At 29.2% G+C, this 18,715-nt stretch carries 15 protein-coding genes and 1 other annotated feature (1 of these 16 running past the window's edge); of the genes, 4 read left to right on the top strand and 11 right to left on the bottom strand.

From position 1 onward, the window contains the following. Window positions 1–3 (bottom strand) — a sequence feature (ribosomal protein L21 leader region); it reaches 66 nt to the left of the window's first position. Window positions 4–383: 380 nt separating this feature from the next. Then, complete coding sequence (locus tag ACMX2D_RS04840; protein ID WP_414972925.1) at window positions 384–3,242, top strand: transglycosylase domain-containing protein; 2,859 nt, start codon at window positions 384–386, stop codon at window positions 3,240–3,242. A 39-nt stretch (window positions 3,243–3,281) separates the two neighbouring features. On the opposite strand, the gene mnmA is transcribed toward ACMX2D_RS04840, so the two are convergent. The 6 genes from mnmA to ACMX2D_RS04810 form a co-directional block, all read right to left on the bottom strand. Then, complete coding sequence (gene mnmA, locus ACMX2D_RS04835) at window positions 3,282–4,358, bottom strand: tRNA 2-thiouridine(34) synthase MnmA (RefSeq protein ID WP_414972923.1); 1,077 nt, start codon at window positions 4,356–4,358, stop codon at window positions 3,282–3,284. Window positions 4,359–4,368: 10 nt separating this feature from the next. After that, entirely contained in the window at window positions 4,369–5,199 is an 831-nt protein-coding gene (locus ACMX2D_RS04830) for a DegV family protein (protein ID WP_414972922.1), read from the bottom strand. A gap of 1 nt (window position 5,200) precedes the next feature. Then, on the bottom strand, window positions 5,201–6,535 hold the full coding sequence (gene glmM, locus ACMX2D_RS04825; RefSeq protein ID WP_414972921.1) for a phosphoglucosamine mutase: 1,335 nt from the start codon (window positions 6,533–6,535) through the stop codon (window positions 5,201–5,203). A 167-nt stretch (window positions 6,536–6,702) separates the two neighbouring features. Next, complete coding sequence (locus ACMX2D_RS04820) at window positions 6,703–7,974, bottom strand: MFS transporter (RefSeq protein WP_009448856.1); 1,272 nt, start codon at window positions 7,972–7,974, stop codon at window positions 6,703–6,705. Between the two features lie 9 nt (window positions 7,975–7,983). Next, window positions 7,984–8,145 carry a hypothetical protein gene (locus tag ACMX2D_RS04815; RefSeq protein ID WP_414972919.1) on the bottom strand — a complete coding sequence of 54 codons (162 nt, stop codon included), beginning with the start codon at window positions 8,143–8,145 and terminating at the stop codon, window positions 7,984–7,986. 18 nt (window positions 8,146–8,163) lie between these two features. Then, complete coding sequence (locus ACMX2D_RS04810; protein WP_414971280.1) at window positions 8,164–8,748, bottom strand: methyltransferase domain-containing protein; 585 nt, start codon at window positions 8,746–8,748, stop codon at window positions 8,164–8,166. 181 nt (window positions 8,749–8,929) lie between these two features. On the opposite strand from ACMX2D_RS04810, the gene ACMX2D_RS04805 reads away from it, so the two are divergent. Continuing rightward, entirely contained in the window at window positions 8,930–9,127 is a 198-nt protein-coding gene (locus tag ACMX2D_RS04805) for a DUF1858 domain-containing protein (RefSeq protein WP_414972918.1), read from the top strand. A gap of 97 nt (window positions 9,128–9,224) precedes the next feature. Here ACMX2D_RS04805 and ACMX2D_RS04800 read toward each other — a convergent pair whose 3' ends face one another. The 5 genes from ACMX2D_RS04800 to ACMX2D_RS04780 form a co-directional block, all read right to left on the bottom strand. Then, complete coding sequence (locus tag ACMX2D_RS04800; protein WP_414972917.1) at window positions 9,225–10,640, bottom strand: aminoacyl-histidine dipeptidase; 1,416 nt, start codon at window positions 10,638–10,640, stop codon at window positions 9,225–9,227. A gap of 9 nt (window positions 10,641–10,649) precedes the next feature. After that, on the bottom strand, window positions 10,650–10,916 hold the full coding sequence (locus tag ACMX2D_RS04795; protein WP_009449129.1) for a glutaredoxin domain-containing protein: 267 nt from the start codon (window positions 10,914–10,916) through the stop codon (window positions 10,650–10,652). An 8-nt stretch (window positions 10,917–10,924) separates the two neighbouring features. Next, complete coding sequence (locus tag ACMX2D_RS04790; RefSeq protein ID WP_414971278.1) at window positions 10,925–12,316, bottom strand: glycine--tRNA ligase; 1,392 nt, start codon at window positions 12,314–12,316, stop codon at window positions 10,925–10,927. A gap of 239 nt (window positions 12,317–12,555) precedes the next feature. Next, window positions 12,556–15,117 (bottom strand): L,D-transpeptidase family protein, encoded by a 2,562-nt coding sequence (locus ACMX2D_RS04785; RefSeq protein WP_414972916.1) that lies wholly within the window; start codon window positions 15,115–15,117, stop codon window positions 12,556–12,558. A gap of 210 nt (window positions 15,118–15,327) precedes the next feature. Beyond that, window positions 15,328–16,212 (bottom strand): YitT family protein, encoded by an 885-nt coding sequence (locus ACMX2D_RS04780; RefSeq protein ID WP_414972915.1) that lies wholly within the window; start codon window positions 16,210–16,212, stop codon window positions 15,328–15,330. A gap of 207 nt (window positions 16,213–16,419) precedes the next feature. On the opposite strand from ACMX2D_RS04780, the gene ACMX2D_RS04775 reads away from it, so the two are divergent. Together ACMX2D_RS04775 and ACMX2D_RS04770 are read left to right on the top strand one after the other, a co-directional pair. Next, on the top strand, window positions 16,420–16,953 hold the full coding sequence (locus ACMX2D_RS04775) for a TDE2712 family protein (RefSeq protein WP_009448602.1): 534 nt from the start codon (window positions 16,420–16,422) through the stop codon (window positions 16,951–16,953). Window positions 16,954–17,367: 414 nt separating this feature from the next. After that, the gene (locus ACMX2D_RS04770; RefSeq protein WP_009448557.1) at window positions 17,368–18,705 is read left to right on the top strand and encodes a C1 family peptidase; all 1,338 of its coding nucleotides are present in this window, start codon (window positions 17,368–17,370) and stop codon (window positions 18,703–18,705) included. The last annotated feature ends 10 nt before the right edge of the window (window positions 18,706–18,715 follow it).

Genomic DNA, 18,715 nt, shown 5'->3' with positions numbered 1-18,715 from the left:
AAGTAGTATAACATAAAATCAATAAAAAATCAAGATTTTTAAAAATTTTTCACAAAAAAAGAGTTATATAACATTTGTAGATTAAAAGATTGAAATTTCAACAAAAACTAAATATTTATATTATTTTAATTTTGTGATATAATTATTGTAGTCTTGTGCTAATAACAAGACTACAATAATTTCATTATAATTAGCTTGATTTAATTATCAAAATGAAATTATAATATAATAAATACAGTCTAGCCACAATGCACTAAACTGTATTTATTGCATCAAAATTACCTTAATAGTAATTTTTAATATGATGTTTTATTTTACTTTTAAAATAAGATAAAAAGTAATTAATATAAAAATAAAATGATTGTTATTTGAGGAGGTTTTTTATGTCAGAGAAAAAAATAAAAAATATACAATCTAAACAACCTAAAAATGAGAAAAAAAGTTTTGTAAAAACAATTTTCAAAGTTTTAAATATCACTATATTGACAATTCTAATGATTGGGGCAGGAATAACAGGTATTTTTGCAACTACATTTGTCGATATTATGAAAGAAACACCGGTTGTAGATGCAACCAATATGAATGAACTTATGATTCAATCATCAAAAATACTTGACAGAGATGAAAATTTGGTTGAAAAAATAGAAAATCTAGAAAACAGAACGATAGTAAAACTAAAAGATGTTCCTGAACATTTAATAAATGCCTTTATTTCTATTGAAGACGAAAGATTTTATTCCCATAAAGGTGTTGACCCAATTGGAATAGCAAAAAGTCTTTTAGATACTGCTAGAGGAAGACTTAGAGGTGGTTCAACTATTGCTCAACAATTAGCAAGAAATATGTATCTTTCAAACGAAAAAAAGATTGAAAGAAAGTTAAAAGAAGCATATCTTGCTATAAAAATAACAGATACTATAAAAAGAGAAGGTGTTCTTGAAGCATATTTAAATAGAGTTTTCTTGGGACAACATTCCTATGGGGTTCAATCTGCAAGTCAAGGATATTTTTCTAAGGATGTAAAAGACTTAACTATTGCAGAGTCAGCACTTCTTGCAGCAATCGTTCAAAGTCCTACAAACTATTCTCTTTATAAAACTATAAAGCCTGAAAATGTAAGTGATGAATCTGCTGTTATAAAAGACTTAAATATCGGAGGTCAAATATATAAAGCAGTATACAATCCTAAAGTTTTGGACAGACAAAAATATGTTTTGAAAAAAATGTATGAACTTAAGAAAATAACAAAAGAAGAATATGATAATGCACTTAATGAAGATGTTTTTGCCGCTATAAAACCTAACAAAGGATTTGAAAGAGAAGTTTCAACTTATTTTACTGAGTATGTTAAATACCAAGTAGCTGAAAAGTTAATGAAAAAGTACAACTATACAAAAGAAGAAGCCTGGAATAAAATTTACAATGGTGGACTTACTATTCATTCAACAATGGATCAAACTATTCAGAAAAATTTAGAAAAACTATACAGTGATTTTGCAAATGTTATGAAAGCTCCAAAGAGAGGAAATCCTGCTTTCGCTTCTTTTAACAAAGATAAATCAAGTAATATCACTGATTCAAAAGGGAAAATTATACTATATAAAAAATCTAACCTTATTGACGGAAATAATAATATAATAATACCAAAAGGTGAGTTTACTGTAAATGAAGATAAATCATTAGAAATAAAAAGCTCAAGGGTTTCAATTTATCAAAATGTATTGTCAATAGCAAGTTTTTATACAGTTAACGACCAAAATAACCTAGTTACACATGGAATTGGAAACTTTCAAATTCCGGAAGGAAATTTAACTTCAGAAAGCGATAAAAGTTTTAAAATTAATGCAGAATTCTTTGAAACTTATAAAGATTTTTATAATATAAATGATAATGGAAGTTTATCTTTAAATTCAAAGTATTTCCAAATAGATGAAAAAGGTACATTGCAACCCCAATCATCTTCCGTTGTAATGAATCATAGAACAGGTGAATTAATCGCTATAATTGGTGGTAGAGAAACAACCGGACATCCACTAAATAGAGCTTACAGAGTTCCAAGACAACCTGGTTCAACAATGAAACCATTAGGTGTTTATACTCCTGCATTGGATAATGGATATACTGCAGCTACCGGAATTGAAGATGCCCCACATTATAATGATAAAAAAGAACTTTGGCCAAAAAACTGGTATAATGGCTATAGAGGATTGCAAACTTTAAGACAAAGCCTTGTACAATCTATAAACGTAAATGCTGTAAAAACTTTAGAAGATATTGGAATTGAAAAATCAAAAGAATATTTAAAGAGATTCGGTTTGATAAACGAAGAAAATGAATTGGATGATACTTATGTTTCAAGATCAGAAAGTGTGGATTATAACGATGAAAACTTGTCAAGTATGGCTTTAGGAGCTATGACAAGAGGTATTACTAACTTAAAAATGACCGGAGCTTACGCTGCAATAGCAAATGATGGAAAGTATCTTGAACCTATTTCATTTACAAAGGTTGTTGATTCAACAGGAAAAGTTATTTTAGAACCGGAGCAAAAGCAAAGAGAAGTTACTTCTAAGGAAAATGCTTTTATTATGAGAGATATTTTAAAAGGTGTTCCGGATGCAATGGCACAAGGAGCAAAACATCCAACTATAGAAGTATCGGGAAAAACAGGTACAACAAGTGACATCAGAGACTCTTGGTTCGTAGGTTTTACTCCATATTATACAATTGGAACTTGGATAGGATTTGATAATCAAAATATTGAACTTAGTAACAATAATTCTATGGCAGCTACACTTTGGGGAAAAGTTAATAAAATAGTTCTGGAAGGAAAACCTGCTAAAAAATTCGATCCACCATCTGAAAATATAATTAAAAAATATGTTTCTATACGATCCGGTCTGTTAATGCCTGAAGGATCAGGAGGCGGAATTTACGAATACTTTGTAAAAGGTACTGAACCTACAAAATATGAAGAATTGTATTATATAATTTATCAAATTGATAAGCGAAATGGAAAATTGGCAAATACTACAACAAAAGACAAGTATATTGAAAACAAAAAGTATTATATAAAACCTGAAGCTTACAAAAAAGGTAAAACCGATTATGCTCAGGAAGACTTTGTAAATCCACCTCCAACAGAGGTTTCTGAAATAATAGATTCAGACAATTCACAAAATCCTAATGATGATAATAATTCAAATAATAACAGTAACAATAATAATAATAACGAAGAATAGTATTTAACACAAAAAAGAGTTGCAATTTGCAACTCTTTTTTAGTATACTTCATCTATTATTCCACCACCGACTACTATATCTTCCAAATAAAATACAGCTGATTGTCCTTTGTTCGGAGCTCTTACCTGTTTTTCAAATTCTACAAATAGCTCATTATTTTTATAAAATAATAATGCTTTTGTTTCACTTTGTCCATGTCTTACTTTTACACTTACTTCTAATGGCTTTTCCAAAATATCAAAAGGTATAAAATGTTCATCCCTAATTTTTATTTTATCTTTGTAAAGTGAATCTTCATCTGATAATGTAATAGTATTGTCTATTGCATTTATTTTTGAAACGAAAACTCTCTTCCCTAACGCGATTCCAAGTCCTTTCCTTTGTCCTACAGTATAGTAAACTATACCTTTATGTTTGCCAAGTTTATTCCCAGTTTCATCAATAAAATATCCTTCCTTTATCAATTCAGGATTTCTCTGTTTGATAAATAATCCATGATCTCTATTTTGAACAAAACAAATTTCTTCACTGTCTTTTTTTGAATAAGTCAAAATATTCTCATCTCTAGCGATATTTCTTACTTCATCTTTTATTAAATCTGCAAGTGGAAATAATGTTTTTGATAAAACTTCTTGACTTGTATTATATAAAAAATATGTCTGGTCTTTTTTTGAATCCTTTGCTCTTTTTAATAGATATCTATTATAATTTTTGTCAAACTCGACTTTTGCATAATGTCCCGTAGAAATAAAATCTGCTTTTAGTGGCTTTATTTTCTCTACAAAACTATTAAATTTAATATATTTATTACAAGCAACACAAGGATTTGGAGTGTAACCAAGAGAGTACTCTCTTACAAAATTTTCAATTACTTTTCTATCAAATTCTTCACTAAAGCTCATTGTATAGTGCTTTACTCCCATAGCTTCAGCAACAATTTTTGCATCCATAACAGAAGATAAAGAACAACAGCCCTTTTCTTCATCATAAAGATGCCCTTTAGGTACTAAATTCATAGTAACTCCAATTACTTCATATCCATCTTTCAATAACAAATGGCAGGCAACACAACTGTCGACCCCGCCACTCATTCCTAAAATAACTCTTCTATTCAAAATTACCTCACTAATAACTGATAATTATTCCGCCTTCATTTTCATAAGTTGAAGATAAACCTCTTGCAGGAACAATTAAAACATCTTTAAAATTATATCTTTCAACAATTTTATCCTTTATTTCTTTTGCTCTTTCTAAACAATTACAATGAGTTATAACCAATATTTTTTCTTCAAAATTAGAACCATTTGCACCTATTGCATCAATAAGCTCACTATATGCCTTTTTTAGACCTCTAACTTTCTTATAAATATCTATTTCTCCATCAACCCCCTGCATAACAGGTTTTATTGAAAATGCAGATGCAATCATAGCTTTTATTTTAGAAATTCTACCATTTTTTATTAAATTATCAAGACTTTCTAAAACAAAAAATATATTCATTTCTGAAATATATTTTGTAACATCATCAACTATTTCTTGAAATGACATTTTTTTATCTATACATTCTTGTAATTTCAATGCAACTAATGTTTCACTAGCTGCAGCAGATTTTGTATCAAAAACATGAATTAATCTTTTGCCTTTTTCAAGTACCATAGTTTTTGCCAAACAAGCATTAGAATATGTTGCACTTAACTTTCCAGATAAAGTAAGACAAAAAACTTCTTTTGCACCTTCAAATTTATCCATAAAAAGTTTAGGAGAAGGTGCTGCTGTTTTTATAGAACTAGCATTTCTCATTGCTTGAATATATTTATCGACATCTAAATTCTCATCATCTAAATAATCAACATCATCCAGTTGTAATGTCAAAGGAACTAATTCGATATCTAGTTTACTTTTCATCTCCTCAGTTAAATCACAACAACTGTCAGCAACTATCAATCTTTCTTTCATACTATCCTAACCTCTCTTCAATAAATTTAGCAAGTTTTTTAGCTTCAATTTCTAATTCTTTTTGATTTTCTCCTTCAATCATCACTCTAACTAAAGGTTCTGTTCCAGAAGGTCTTATTAAAACTCTTCCATTTCCTGAAAATTTTTCTTCTATTTTCTTTATTTTATCTACTATTTCTTTATCTTGTGAATAAGCATTTCTGTTTTCTAATTTAACTTTTGCATTTACTAAAACTTGTGGATATGAAATCATAAGTTCATTAAAATACGATAGCTTATTTATACTACTTGCAACTAATTCACAAATTTTAAGAGCTGTAAAAGTTCCATCTCCTGTCGTACTGTCATTTAAGAAAATCATATGTCCTGATTGTTCAGCTCCAAGAATATAGTCGTGTTCAAGCATTTGTTCAAGAACAAATCTATCCCCAACTTTTGCTGCAACAAAATCAACATCTATTGAGTCCAAATATTTCTTTAATCCGATATTACTCATAACTGTTCCTACAACAGCATTATTTGTAAGCTCATCTTTTTCTTTGTATGATTTAGCCATAGCTGCCAAAATATGATCTCCGTCCATAATATTTCCTTTTTCATCAACAGCTAAACATCTGTCAGCATCTCCGTCAAAGGCAAAACCCATATCAACTTCGTTTTCTAAAACAGCTTTTCTCACAACTTCCATATTTGTACTACCACAATTTAGATTAATGTTCTTGCCATCAGGTGCAGTATTTAAAGATATAACTTCCATTCCAAGTTCTTCAAATAATTTTCTGGCAATTTTATAACTTGCTCCATTTCCAAAATCTACAGCTATTTTTAAGTTTGAAAAATCCGCATCTACTCTTGATTTTAAATAATCTGTATAAATTGAAACTGCCTCTTTTTCTTCCGTAAAAATTCCTTCGTGAATTTCTCCAAAATCAAAATTTTCATCATCTAAAATATTTTCTACTCTAAATTCAATATCGTCTGAAAGCTTAAATCCATTTTCATTAAAAATCTTTATTCCATTATATTTAAAAGGATTATGAGATGCAGAAATAACAGCACCTCCAACCGCTTTAAAATATTTAATTAAATAAGCAACAGTTGGTGTAGGTGCAATTCCAATGCTAACTACATTAAATCCCATTTCCAACAACCCTTTTGCTAAACTATCTTCAAGATTTTTTCCGCTTTCTCTAGTATCTCTACCTATTATAAATAATTTTTCTTCTTTATCTTTTAAAATATATCCAACAGATTTTCCAATTTTATAAGCCAGTTCGTTAGTTAAATTTTCGCCATAAACCCCACGAACTCCATCTGTTCCAAAATAATTACCCATTTTTTCTCCTATTTAAGTTATAAATTTATTCACGATTACATACATAATCAAAATAATTATATCATAAAATCTTAAAAAAATCATTATTTGTAATAAAAAAATAATGTATCAATGCACTACAACCATTTGTTTTTTAGTCATTATCAGTACAGATACATTATCTTTCTTTAAATCTTTTCTTTTATTTTAAATTGTGCCATTAATATACTTACCAATGTTATTCCAATTACAATAAGATAAATTGATTTGTTTTGCTCAAAGCCTAAAATTCCTTGTGGAATTAATTTTGAAATCCAAAGATAAACTCTGTCTCCAAAATATACTCCCATCGCAAAAAACAATTGAAATATTCCCATACTTACATTTCTATCTTCCTTTTCAAAATATTGCATTGCCATTGAAATCAGACAAGTATATGCAATTCCATATCCAAAACCGTTAAATACATATCCTAAAAATGCTGGAAGATAAGAATTTGTTAATAAAATTATTATATAAAAAACTAAATTTGAAGCCAGTCCTAAAACCAAAGTTTTTTCAATTCCGATTTTCTTTGCAAAATACGTTCCTGCAAGTACACTTGCAATAAGTTGAGGAAATGCGAATAAAACATCAATATACGCCAAAAATATTGGGGGCATATTCAAATTAACTTTTGCATAGGCAATCATATTAGCCCCTGAAGTTGAAAATTTTATAAATGAAACTAAAATCGCTATCAAACAGATATAGAAATATCCTTTAAATTCAAAAACTTTCTTTACTTTCTCAAAGCTAAATCTCTTTGCAGAATAAGAAACGTCTTTAACAAAAAAAGTTAAAATTAAAGCTACAATTGAAATTGTTGCAGAAAGAGTCCAAAGCAATTTAAAATTTTTATATGTTCCATAAGTTGATAAATATTGAATGGGTGCTGCTATAAATTCTGCTAAAAGTGGTGCTATTGATAATATAGATGCAGAAATTGCTGCTTTTTCTTTAGAAAAAGTCTCTGAAAACAACACATTGAAAACCGCAAGCATTGAAGCACATATTCCCATAGCTATTGATGAAAAATAAAGGCTACTATAACTTGGTTTTAAAACCACCATAAGTGATGCCAATGTCAAAACAAAAAGTGCAATTTGAATAAATATTTTTTTCCTATTAAAAATATCACTTAATATAAAAATAGGTAATCTTATAAAGCAACTTATAAGTCCATATGCAGAAGTTATCTGTGCTGCTAAAACAATTGAAAAGCCTAGCCCTCCCTCTTCCATAGGACTTATGGCATAAAGCTTTCTATATGCTCTAACTACAGTTATTCCACTCCAAAAAAGTACAAATAACCAGAATATAAGTTTTTGATTTCTGTCTAAATCATATTTTTTTGAAATAAAAAATATAATTATAAAAGTTAAAATTATCATAAAAATTGATGAATAAAGTTTATACATTTTTCACTCCTAATTCTTTGGCTTAACTGCCAAAATTTTACCACGTCTTATATATTTCTTTAAATCTAATTTATGTCCCCATTTTGCAAGATATTCATCAGTCAGATCCTCTTCAATGATTGTATAAAGTTCAAACCCGACCTTTTTCAATATATTCTTTAACTTCTCCAAAGTTATAGAACCTGCGACTCAAGTAGCATGAAAAATCGGTTCGTCTTTAACCCAAGTAGGCAATTCATTAAACTGAACAATATCTGAAATTGAAATTCTTCCACCCGGTTTTAAAACTCTAAATATTTCAGAATACACCTTTTCCTTATCTTCACATAAGTTTATAACACAATTTGAAATTACACAATCAACAAAATCGCTCTCAACTTTAAGATTATCTATATCTGAAACTCTAAAATCTGTATTTAAAAATCCTTTTTTCTCTCTTATGTAATTTGCCCTTTCAACCATCTCCGAAAGTCTATCAACCCCAATCACAAGTCCTTCCTTCCCAACGATTTTACAGGCTTTAAAAACGTCCATTCCTTTGCCACAGCCTAAATCTAAGACTGTTTCTCCGGATTTTAAATTTGCATTTTCAATTGGATTTCCACAACCCAAGCCTAGATTTGCCCCATTTTCTAAATCTTCTAAAGTATATCCTAAACTTAGAGCTATTTTCTTTTCAAGCTCTTTACTATCTTCGCTTTCACTTAATCTATCTTTTAAAGCAATATTTTTATATAAATTATCTATTACTTTTTTATTATCACAACATTTCATAATAATCCTCCATATAACCTAATCATTTTATCACAAAATCTAATAATAGTCTAATCTTTCGTTCTATATGTACCACGATATTTTACAACTAAGCAATTTTATTTTTTAGAGTTAAATATAACTTGATTTTTTTCTAAATTACCTGTATTATATGGGTATAAGATAACTAGGAGGTGCAGTTATGAAAATAACAAAAGATATGCTAATAGGAGACATTATCCAAATTCATCCGGATGCTGTTGAAATTCTATTTAATTTCGGACTTTCTTGTGTTGGTTGTCCTGCAAGTCAAATGGAAACTCTTGAAGAAGCAACAATGGTTCATGGATTAAATTTAGATTTACTTCTTGATGTCTTAAATGAAAACACTTCAGAATAAAATTTTCCTCACCTTTCACAAAAGTGTTTGGTGAGTAGTACATAAAAAAATCGCGAGTAAAGTTATCGCGATTTTTTATATATTATATACTTATTTTTTATAATTTTTCTAATAATTCTTTTACAAATTCAAAAGTTCTTTGAGTTGAAGGAATATTCAATCTTTCAACAGGACTGTGAACATCTTTCATTGTAGGTCCTATTGATATCATTTCCATATCAGGGAATGTATCAACAAAAACTGCCGGTTCTAATGCAGCGTGAACAACTTCTACTTTCATTTCTTTTCCTGTTAAATTCTTATAAACTTCTAATGCAGTATCTCTTAATTTTGAAACTTTTGCAAATTCCCAAGGTTTATAATAATCTTCTAAAGTATATTCAACACCATTTTCTTCATAAATTTTCTTTACAATATTAGTATATTCTTCAAAAGTCTTAGGATTTGAACTTCTTAATGAAAGTGTAAATCTAACAAAATTTCCATCAAATCTAATCATAGCAAAGTTATCTGAACATTCAACGATTGATGGATATTCTTCCATCATTGAATACACTCCATGTGGAATATTTCTTATTACATTTTCAATTTTTTCTTGACATCCTTTACATAAAACTTCTTTTGCATTTTCAACTTTTTCTATGGAAACTCTCATATCTTTATCAAGTGGATATTCACTAATTAATTTAGAAAAATCAAGATTAAAATTGTCGGAATCACTCGTAAAAATAACTTTTGCATCTCTAGGAATAGCATTATGTTTAGTTCCACCTTCAATACTAACTAATCTGTAATCCGCTATTTCTTTAACCATATCCATAGCTCTAAGGGCAAATTTTAATGAATTTCCTCTTTGTTGATGAATTTCCATTCCGGAGTGACCACCAAGCATATTATTTACAGATAAAACAAAAGTATTTTTCTTATCATTTTCTTCAAATTTAACCTTCAAAGTTCCCATAACATTATGTCCACCTGAACAACCTGATAAAAGCACTCCTTCTTCCTCTGCGTCAATATTTAAAAGTTTTCTTCCGTTTAAAAGTTCTCTCTTTACAGCCCTTGCTCCTGCCATTGTTCTCTCTTCATCAGTAGTTACAAGCAATTCAAGTGCAGGATGTTTAGCTTCTTTATCTTCCAAAATAGCAAGTCCCATTGCAACTGCAATTCCGTCATCAGCTCCTAGAGTTGTACCTTTAGTCTTAACCCAATCTCCATCCACAATTACAGGGATAGGATCAACTAGAAAATCATGTTCAACTCCGTCAGCTTTTTCAGCAACCATATCCATATGTCCTTGAATAACAACAGGTTCATGGTATTCATACCCTTTATATGCAGGTTTTCTTATGACAATATTGTTGCTTTCGTCTTGAATAGTTTCTAGTCCTAAAGACTTTCCAACGCTGTATAAATAATCGCTGACTGCCTTTTCATTTCCTGATTCTCTTGGAATCTTTGTAAGCTCTTCAAAATAATAAAAAACTCTTTCAGGTTTTAAATTTTCTAACATAATTGCCTCCTATTTATTATATTCATCAAATTCTTCTATGCTGAAAAGTATTTTTTCCCCATCATTTATTACCATTGCAGGAATTCCTATTGAGCCTTTTTCTTTTGCAAAATCAAATGCAGAATTTTCTCTAAATTTTAAAAATTTTTTAAGATTTGCTAAATTTTCAGTAATGTCTAAATACAAATACTTAACTCCTCTTTCATCAAGTGCCTCTTTCATAACTATACAATCAGGGCACATACTTGAACCAAAAACAACTTTTTTCTTAACCATAATACCTCCTAAAATTCTAAAGACTTTTCAATAAAATCTTTTAGTTCTGAGATTTTTATTCTCTCTTGTTCCATAGTATCTCTAAATCTAACTGTTACACAATTATCTTCCAAAGTATCAAAATCGACAGTTATACAGAATGGAGTTCCAATTTCATCTTGTCTTCTATATCTCTTTCCGATACTTCCTGAAACATCTGTATCTATCATGAAATATTTTGAAAGTTCATTATAAATTTCATCAGATTTTTCTGACAATTTTTTAGTAAGTGGTAAAATTGCAGCCTTAAATGGAGCTAAAGCAGGATGAAGTCTTAAAACAGTTCTAACATCTCCTTCTCCTATTTCTTCCTCATCATAAGCATTACATAGGAAAGCTAGAGCAACTCTATCAGCTCCAAGTGAAGGTTCAATACAATATGGAATATATTTTTCATTTGTAACAGGGTCAATATATCTTAAATCTTCTCCGGAAACTTCAATATGTCTTGATAAGTCATAATCCGTTCTATCTGCAATTCCCCAAAGTTCTCCCCAACCGAATGGAAATAAAAATTCTATATCACAAGTAGCTTTACTATAAAAACTCAATTCTTCTTTTTCATGATCTCTAAGTCTTAAAGCTTCTTCATTCATTCCCAAAGATAATAACCAATTAAAAGAATAGTTTTTCCAATATTCATACCATTCTAAATCTTCTCCCGGTTTACAGAAAAATTCTAATTCCATTTGTTCAAATTCGCGAGTTCTAAAAGTAAAATTACCGGGAGTAATTTCGTTTCTAAAAGATTTACCAACTTGTGCAATTCCAAAAGGAACTTTTTTTCTTGAAGTTCTGGCAATGTTTTTAAAATTAACAAAAATACCTTGTGCAGTTTCCGGCCTTAAGTAAATTTCAGATTTACTGTCTTCAGTTACACCTTGAAAAGTTTTAAACATAAGATTGAATCTTCTAATACCAGTAAAATTTTGTTTTTTACAATTTGGACAACAAATATTTTTTTCTTTCATTAGTTCTTCAACTTTTTCATTTTCCCAACCGTCAACATTTATATCCCCAAGATTATTTTCAAAATAAAAATCTTCAATGAGTTTATCAGCTCTAAAACGAGATTTACATTCTTTACAGTCAATTAAAGGATCACTAAAACTTCCAACATGACCTGAAGCAACCCAAACTTCCGGATTCATCAAAATTGCACTGTCAAGACCAACATTATATTTAGATTGTTGAACAAATTTTTGCCACCAAGCTTTTTTTACATTATTTTTAAATTCAACACCTAAAGGACCATAATCCCAAGTGTTAGCAAGTCCTCCGTAAATTTCTGACCCTGGATATATTATTCCCCTACTTTTACATAAAGAAACAATTTTTTCCATACTCTTTTCTGATTTCATAATATTCCTCCTAAAAATAAATAAACAAAAAGGCCATATCGTAAGGGACGATATGACCGTGGTTCCACCCTAATTATGTTAAAAACATCACTCTAAAAAAATTACTCCCGATTTCCCCATAATACAAAAATGTAATTTTTCACCAAACAATCACTCTCTAAAAATTTTGTACTATTTTTTATCGTTCAACGTAAATATTAACAATCTAATTCTAACATATTTAGATTTTAAAATCAATACTAATAAACTATAACTCTCATTCCAACATAAGAATTACTGTAAATATATCCCATTTTACTAGGATGAACATTTACGCAACCATGTGATCCTCCCCATCTATAGTAATTACTATTAGAGAAAGCAGAATATGGTTGCCAATTTGCATCATGAATTCCATAGCTTCCATGGAATGGCATCCAATATTGAACCCATGAAGCATATCCCGGACCTCTTAATATCCTTGAATATTCTTTTGAAAGAACTCTGAAATTTCCCCTTACAGTAGGACTTACAGGCTTACCGCTTACTATACCGATTCTGGAAATTATACGTCCGTTTCTAACAAGCCATAGTTTTTGATCACTTAAACTTATAACTATAAAGTCACCATTTACATAACAACTTCTACCTGTATCTCTAGATATCCAAACACCATCTGAAACATACCAATCAGAATCAGCTAAACCTACTTCTTCTCCATCTAAATAAGATTTTCCGTCGTAAAATCCATTAGCATATTTTCCATTCACAAAATATCTTTGTCCATTCCCATCTGTTGCATATCCTGTATGTTTTTCTCCGTTTTTAAAGAAATACCAATCATATCCGTCATCATGCCAACCATTTGCAGGATATTTAGTTCCATCATAATAGATTCCGTTTATATAAGTATTTCCTGATGATTCTAAACCATCTTTATATAATTTTTCATTATATCTTCCGTTGGCATATTTTCCTTTTACAAAATATCTCTTTCCGTTGCTGTCTACTGCAAATCCCGTATGTTTTTTACCATCCACAAAGAAGTACCATGCATTTCCGTCGTCATACCAACCATTTGCAATCTTACCTTCTCCATAGAAAATTCCTTGGATATAGGTATTAGCATACTTTCCTTCTATAAAATACATCTCTCCGTTGCCATCTACAGCTTTTCCCGTATACTTTTTACCGTCTTTGAAGAAATACCATGCAAAGCCGTCGTCATACCAACCATTTGCAGGACTTATATTTTCATCGTAAAATATTCCATTTACATAAGTTCTTCCTTTTGACTCCAAACCGTTTTTATATAATTTGCCATCATATATTCCGTTGGCATATTTTCCGTTTACAAAATATCTTCTTCCATTTGCATCTGTTCCAAATCCATTATGTTTTTTACCACTTTGAAAGAAATACCATGCTTTCCCGTCATCACACCACCAATTTGCAAGTTTTCCATCTTTATAAAAAAGTCCGCCTATATAAGTATTTGCATATTTTCCTTTCACAAAATACATTTCACCGTTCCCATCTACGGCTTTTCCTGTATATTTTTTACCATCTTTAAAGAAATACCATGCAGTTCCATCATCATACCAACCATTTGCAGGTTTTATATTTTCATCGTAAAATATTCCATTTACATAAGTTTGTCCTTTTGATTCTACACCTTCTTTATATAATTTACCATTATATATTCCATTGGCATATTTTCCATCTACAAAATATCTCTTTCCATTAGCATCTATTCCATAACCATTATGCTTTATACCTTTTTGGAAAAAATACCAATCAGTTCCGTCATCACACCACCAGTTTGCAATTTTTCCTTCAGTATAAAATATATCATCTATATAAGCATTGGCATATTTTCCGTTTAAAAAATATCTCTTTCCATTAGCATCTATTCCATATCCCTTATGTTTTTTACCTTTTTGGAAAAAATACCAATCAGTTCCGTCATCACACCACCAATTAGCGGGCTTCCCATCCTTATAAAAAATTCCATCTACATAAGTATTCGCATATTTTCCTTTTATAAAGAGCATTTCACCATTTCCATCTACGGCTTCTCCTGTGTATTTTTTACCATCCATGAAGAAAAACCATTCATTTCCGTCATCATGCCAACCATTTGCAGGCTTTGCATCATATCCGTAAAAAATCCCATTTACATAAGTATTTCCTTTTGACTCCAAACCATTTTTATATAATTTCCCATTATATATTCCGTTGGCATATTTTCCGTTTGAAAAATATCTTTTTCCGTTTCCGTCTACACCATAACCATTATGTTTTTTACCGTTTTGGAAGAAATACCATGCATTTCCGTCATCGCACCACCAATTAGCAAGTTTCCCATCCTTATAAAAAAATCCATCCACATAAGTATTCGCATATTTCCCATTAATAAAATACATCTCACCGTTTCCATCTACGGCTTTTCCTGTATATTTTTTACCATCTTTAAAGAAATACCATGCTTTCCCATCATCATGCCAACCATTTGCAGGTTTTCCATCAGAACCATAAAAAATTCCATCTAAATAAACATTTGTTGAAACATCTCCATTTTTATATAAAACGCCATTATATACTCCATTAGCATATTTTCCATCTACAAAATATTTATTTTGATATTCACCTGTAAATTTTTTACCATTTTGGAAAAAATACTTTTCATTACCATCTTCTTTCCATCCATTAAAGCCTTCTGCAACGACAACAGCTTTATCTGTATACTTATTTAAAACTAATACATTTAACATAAGCAAAGACAAAACTAAAAAAATTCTTGATAAAAATTTCTTTTTCATAACCCCTCCTATGTAAAAATTTAAAACATATAAAAACTTAAAATTTAACTAGATTTTGTTTTAAACATTTATTTAAAATACTGAATATAGTATATACAAAATCTCTAAAAAAGTCAATTGAATTTTAACAATTATTCCTGTTACTTTCACACAAAAAAACTGTTATGAATCAAATATTCATAACAGTTTTAAATTTTTATTCTTATAGTATTATTTCTTACCTTTTGATACCTTTTTATTATCTTCTTTAAAATAGCTAAATCCTTCTCCTGAAACTTCGCTAACTGTTAAAACATTTACAAATGCTTTACTGTCGAAGTCTTTTATATAATTCATAACTTTAATATATTCAGGTCTTGTAAGAATTGTTTCAATCATAACTCTTTCACTCTTGTAGTATCCACCCTTTACTTCATAAAGTGTACTGCCTCTATTAATTACATGAAGTATATAATCATTAATTTCTTCCCATTTTTGAGAATGGATATATAATTTAATTCTAGTTTTATAACCTGTAAGAACTTTATCAATAACAATTGCATTAAATAATATACCAACTATTGCATACAATGCAGCATTAAGTCCATAGGCCGCATAACCCATTACTACAACTGAAAAATCTGCAATAAAAAGTCCTACACTTATATCTATATGAAAATACTCATTCAAAATTTTTCCAACAATATCAGTTCCACCTGTAGATGCGTTTTGATTTAATGTCAAAGCTATACCAACAGCAGTAACAACAACCCCTATAACCATACTCATAAATGCAGTATCAACTAAAGGTTGAATATTAGGAAACAATTGTTCAAAACCTATAAGTGAAAGTGACAATACAATTGTAGCGTATATACTAAGTCCCCCAAATTCTGTTCCTACTAATAAAAAAGCTAAAATAAACAAAATTACATTTATTGCAAGTTGGAACGTACCAACAGATACACTAGGAAAAAACTTTGCAAGTGCTATTGAAAGTCCGGATGTTCCCCCAATTGTCAAATTATATGGAACCATAAAAAAGTAAACTCCTGCTGAAACTAAAATAGCTCCTAATGTCGTAATTAAAATTTTATTAATCTTACTTGAATTCATATTTAATCCCTCCTACTAACTTACTGTACAAGTATAACAGAACTTTTCAAATTTTACAACAACCAAACTGTATAACTATTGATTTTTTTATAAAAAAAGTTTACAATTATTTTATAGTATATTTTACATTGGGTAAAATATAAAAAATTTAAAATTTTAATTTACAAATTTATTGTAAATTAAAGTACATAATTATCGGAGGCTTATATGATTAAACAAATTGAATTAAACTTAGAAACTATCGAATCCATGTTATACTTATGGACTGCATTAGCTGAAAAAGAAAAAGTTGCTGAAAGCTTTTTTGTTGATGTTGCTAAACAATACCCACTACAAGCTATTAAAACTAACGATTTCAATGAAGAATCAGTTAGAAGAGTTTTATCTGCTATTCAAAACAGAGAATTACTTTCTACAGCTACTAAAGAAGAAAAAAGATTTTGGAATAACAATATGTGGATGATGGAAGACCTTGAGCTTCCACAACTTATGGCAAAACCTATAAAAGTTCTTAATGTAAATCATCTTATTGATGAATTAAACAAAGAATTTCCAAATAATGATAAAGAGATTTTAAAAGTATATATTGCTCCATTACATTTGGATGATTACTATATAGTTGACGGAAATTTAATTATCAACTTCTTTAGAATTATGTTACCAGATGGAGAAAATGCATTTATTGATGGAAAACCAATTGATGAATATATTCTTGAAAAACTAAGAGAAGTTTTAAAATAATTCTTAAATGATTAATATTAGATTTTCATAATACAAATAAATTAATTACTTTAAGGAATGTGACCTGTAATTATCAGGAAACATTCCTTTTTAATTATCTGCAATTATTCTAATGTTATAGCGATTAATATGACCTATTACCATTTTATCAATATTTAAAGAATTTTTTTAGTCCAATATTTCCTATTTCTATATTTTAAAAACTATTAAAAATTTATAATATTTATAATAAAAAACTATTGTTATAATATCATTTTTTAGGTTACTTATTATTTTATCTTAATATATAATATATTTAAAAACTTATAATTTTTATCATTTTTGATAATAATTATCTTTTATTTATTATAATTTTATGTTACAATGTAATTGTGAGGTTTCTCACAAAAAAATTTTTTAAGGAGAGTGATACAAATGGCATTAACAAATGAAGTTCTTAAGTCATTTAAAGAAAGATTTAATTCTTGTAAAACAAATAAGGTTGTAGCTGCAAGTGTTTCAAAAGTCGGTATAAATGAAGCATCTACAAATCATGAAGTCTATAAGAGACACGATTTTCAATTTTCCGATATTACAAAAAAAGGTGAAATAACAAACCAAAAATCAAGTGGTAGATGTTGGATGTTCTCTGCATTAAATGTTGCCAGAGTTTCTACTATGGAAAAATTAAACTTAAAGACTATGGAATATTCTCAAACATATACTCTATTTTGGGATAAACTTGAAAAAGCAAACTTCTTTTTAGAAAGTATAATTGAAACGTTAGACGAAAAAACAGATTCAAGAGTTGTTTCTCATCTTTTAACTGCTCCTGTGCAAGATGGCGGTCAATGGGATATGTTTAAAGGTCTTTTAGAAAAATATGGTGTTGTTCCTAAAGGAATCATGCCTGAAACATTCCACTCTTCAAACACAAGAGATATGGAAGCAATACTAACTAAATATCTTAGAAAAGCTGCTTGTGATATGAGAAGACTTCATAAAGCAGGCAAATCTTTAAAAGAAATTGAAGATTTAAAAAATGAAACTCTTTACGCAGTTTACAATATTTTAACTAAATGTTTAGGAGAAGTTCCTGAAACTTTTACCTATGAATACAGAGATAAAGACGAAAAATTCCACAGAATATCAAATATTACTCCTAAAGAATTTTTCGACAAGTATGTTGGTTGGAATTTAAAAGATAAAGTAAGCTTAATCAATGCTCCAACCGATGACAAACCTTACGGAAAAGTTTACACTGTAAAATTCTTAGGAACAATTAAAGAAGCAGACAAAATAAAATACGTAAATGTTCCTATAGAAGTATTGAAAGAAAGTGCTATAAAATCAATTAAAGCCGGAGAACCTGTATGGTTTGGCTGTGATGTAATTAAGTTTTTGGAAAAACAAAAAGGAATTATGGACTTAGATATGTTCATATATGATGACATATTCCCTACTTTAGAAAACTTTACAAAAGCTGAAAGACTTGATTATCATGAAAGTGTATTAACTCATGCAATGGTATTTACAGGAGTAAATCTTGATGAAAATGGAAAACCATTAGAATGGCAAGTTGAAAACTCTTGGGGAGATACAGTTGGAGATAAAGGTATTTTTTCAATGTCTGATGAATGGTTCGACGAATACAACTATGAAGTAATGGTTGACAAAAAATACGTTGATGAAAAATGGTTAAAAGCTCTTGACGAAGAAATTGTAGAACTTGAACCATGGGATCCATTTGGTGCATTGGCAAGATTAAAATAATTTAAAAATT

Origin of the sequence: Parvimonas oralis (genome assembly GCF_047608425.1) — a bacterium.
Classification (GTDB): Bacteria; Bacillota; Clostridia; order Tissierellales; family Peptoniphilaceae; genus Parvimonas.
The sequence above is the reverse complement of the archived record's forward strand: the minus strand, read 5'-3'. Positions and strand labels throughout refer to the sequence as shown.

Bases quoted from the DNA above. Each gene is read 5' to 3' on its own strand.
- ACMX2D_RS04840 (WP_414972925.1), top strand. From the start codon at position 384: ATGTCAGAGAAAAAAATAAAAAATATACAATCTAAACAACCTAAAAAT.
- ACMX2D_RS04830 (WP_414972922.1), bottom strand. From the start codon at position 5,199: ATGAAAGAAAGATTGATAGTTGCTGACAGTTGTTGTGATTTAACTGAG.
- glmM (WP_414972921.1), bottom strand. From the start codon at position 6,535: ATGGGTAATTATTTTGGAACAGATGGAGTTCGTGGGGTTTATGGCGAA.
- ACMX2D_RS04820 (WP_009448856.1), bottom strand. From the start codon at position 7,974: ATGTATAAACTTTATTCATCAATTTTTATGATAATTTTAACTTTTATA.
- ACMX2D_RS04810 (WP_414971280.1), bottom strand. From the start codon at position 8,748: ATGAAATGTTGTGATAATAAAAAAGTAATAGATAATTTATATAAAAAT.
- ACMX2D_RS04805 (WP_414972918.1), top strand. From the start codon at position 8,930: ATGAAAATAACAAAAGATATGCTAATAGGAGACATTATCCAAATTCAT.
- ACMX2D_RS04800 (WP_414972917.1), bottom strand. From the start codon at position 10,640: ATGTTAGAAAATTTAAAACCTGAAAGAGTTTTTTATTATTTTGAAGAG.
- ACMX2D_RS04795 (WP_009449129.1), bottom strand. From the start codon at position 10,916: ATGGTTAAGAAAAAAGTTGTTTTTGGTTCAAGTATGTGCCCTGATTGT.
- ACMX2D_RS04790 (WP_414971278.1), bottom strand. From the start codon at position 12,316: ATGAAATCAGAAAAGAGTATGGAAAAAATTGTTTCTTTATGTAAAAGT.
- ACMX2D_RS04785 (WP_414972916.1), bottom strand. From the start codon at position 15,117: ATGAAAAAGAAATTTTTATCAAGAATTTTTTTAGTTTTGTCTTTGCTT.
- ACMX2D_RS04780 (WP_414972915.1), bottom strand. From the start codon at position 16,212: ATGAATTCAAGTAAGATTAATAAAATTTTAATTACGACATTAGGAGCT.
- ACMX2D_RS04775 (WP_009448602.1), top strand. From the start codon at position 16,420: ATGATTAAACAAATTGAATTAAACTTAGAAACTATCGAATCCATGTTA.
- ACMX2D_RS04770 (WP_009448557.1), top strand. From the start codon at position 17,368: ATGGCATTAACAAATGAAGTTCTTAAGTCATTTAAAGAAAGATTTAAT.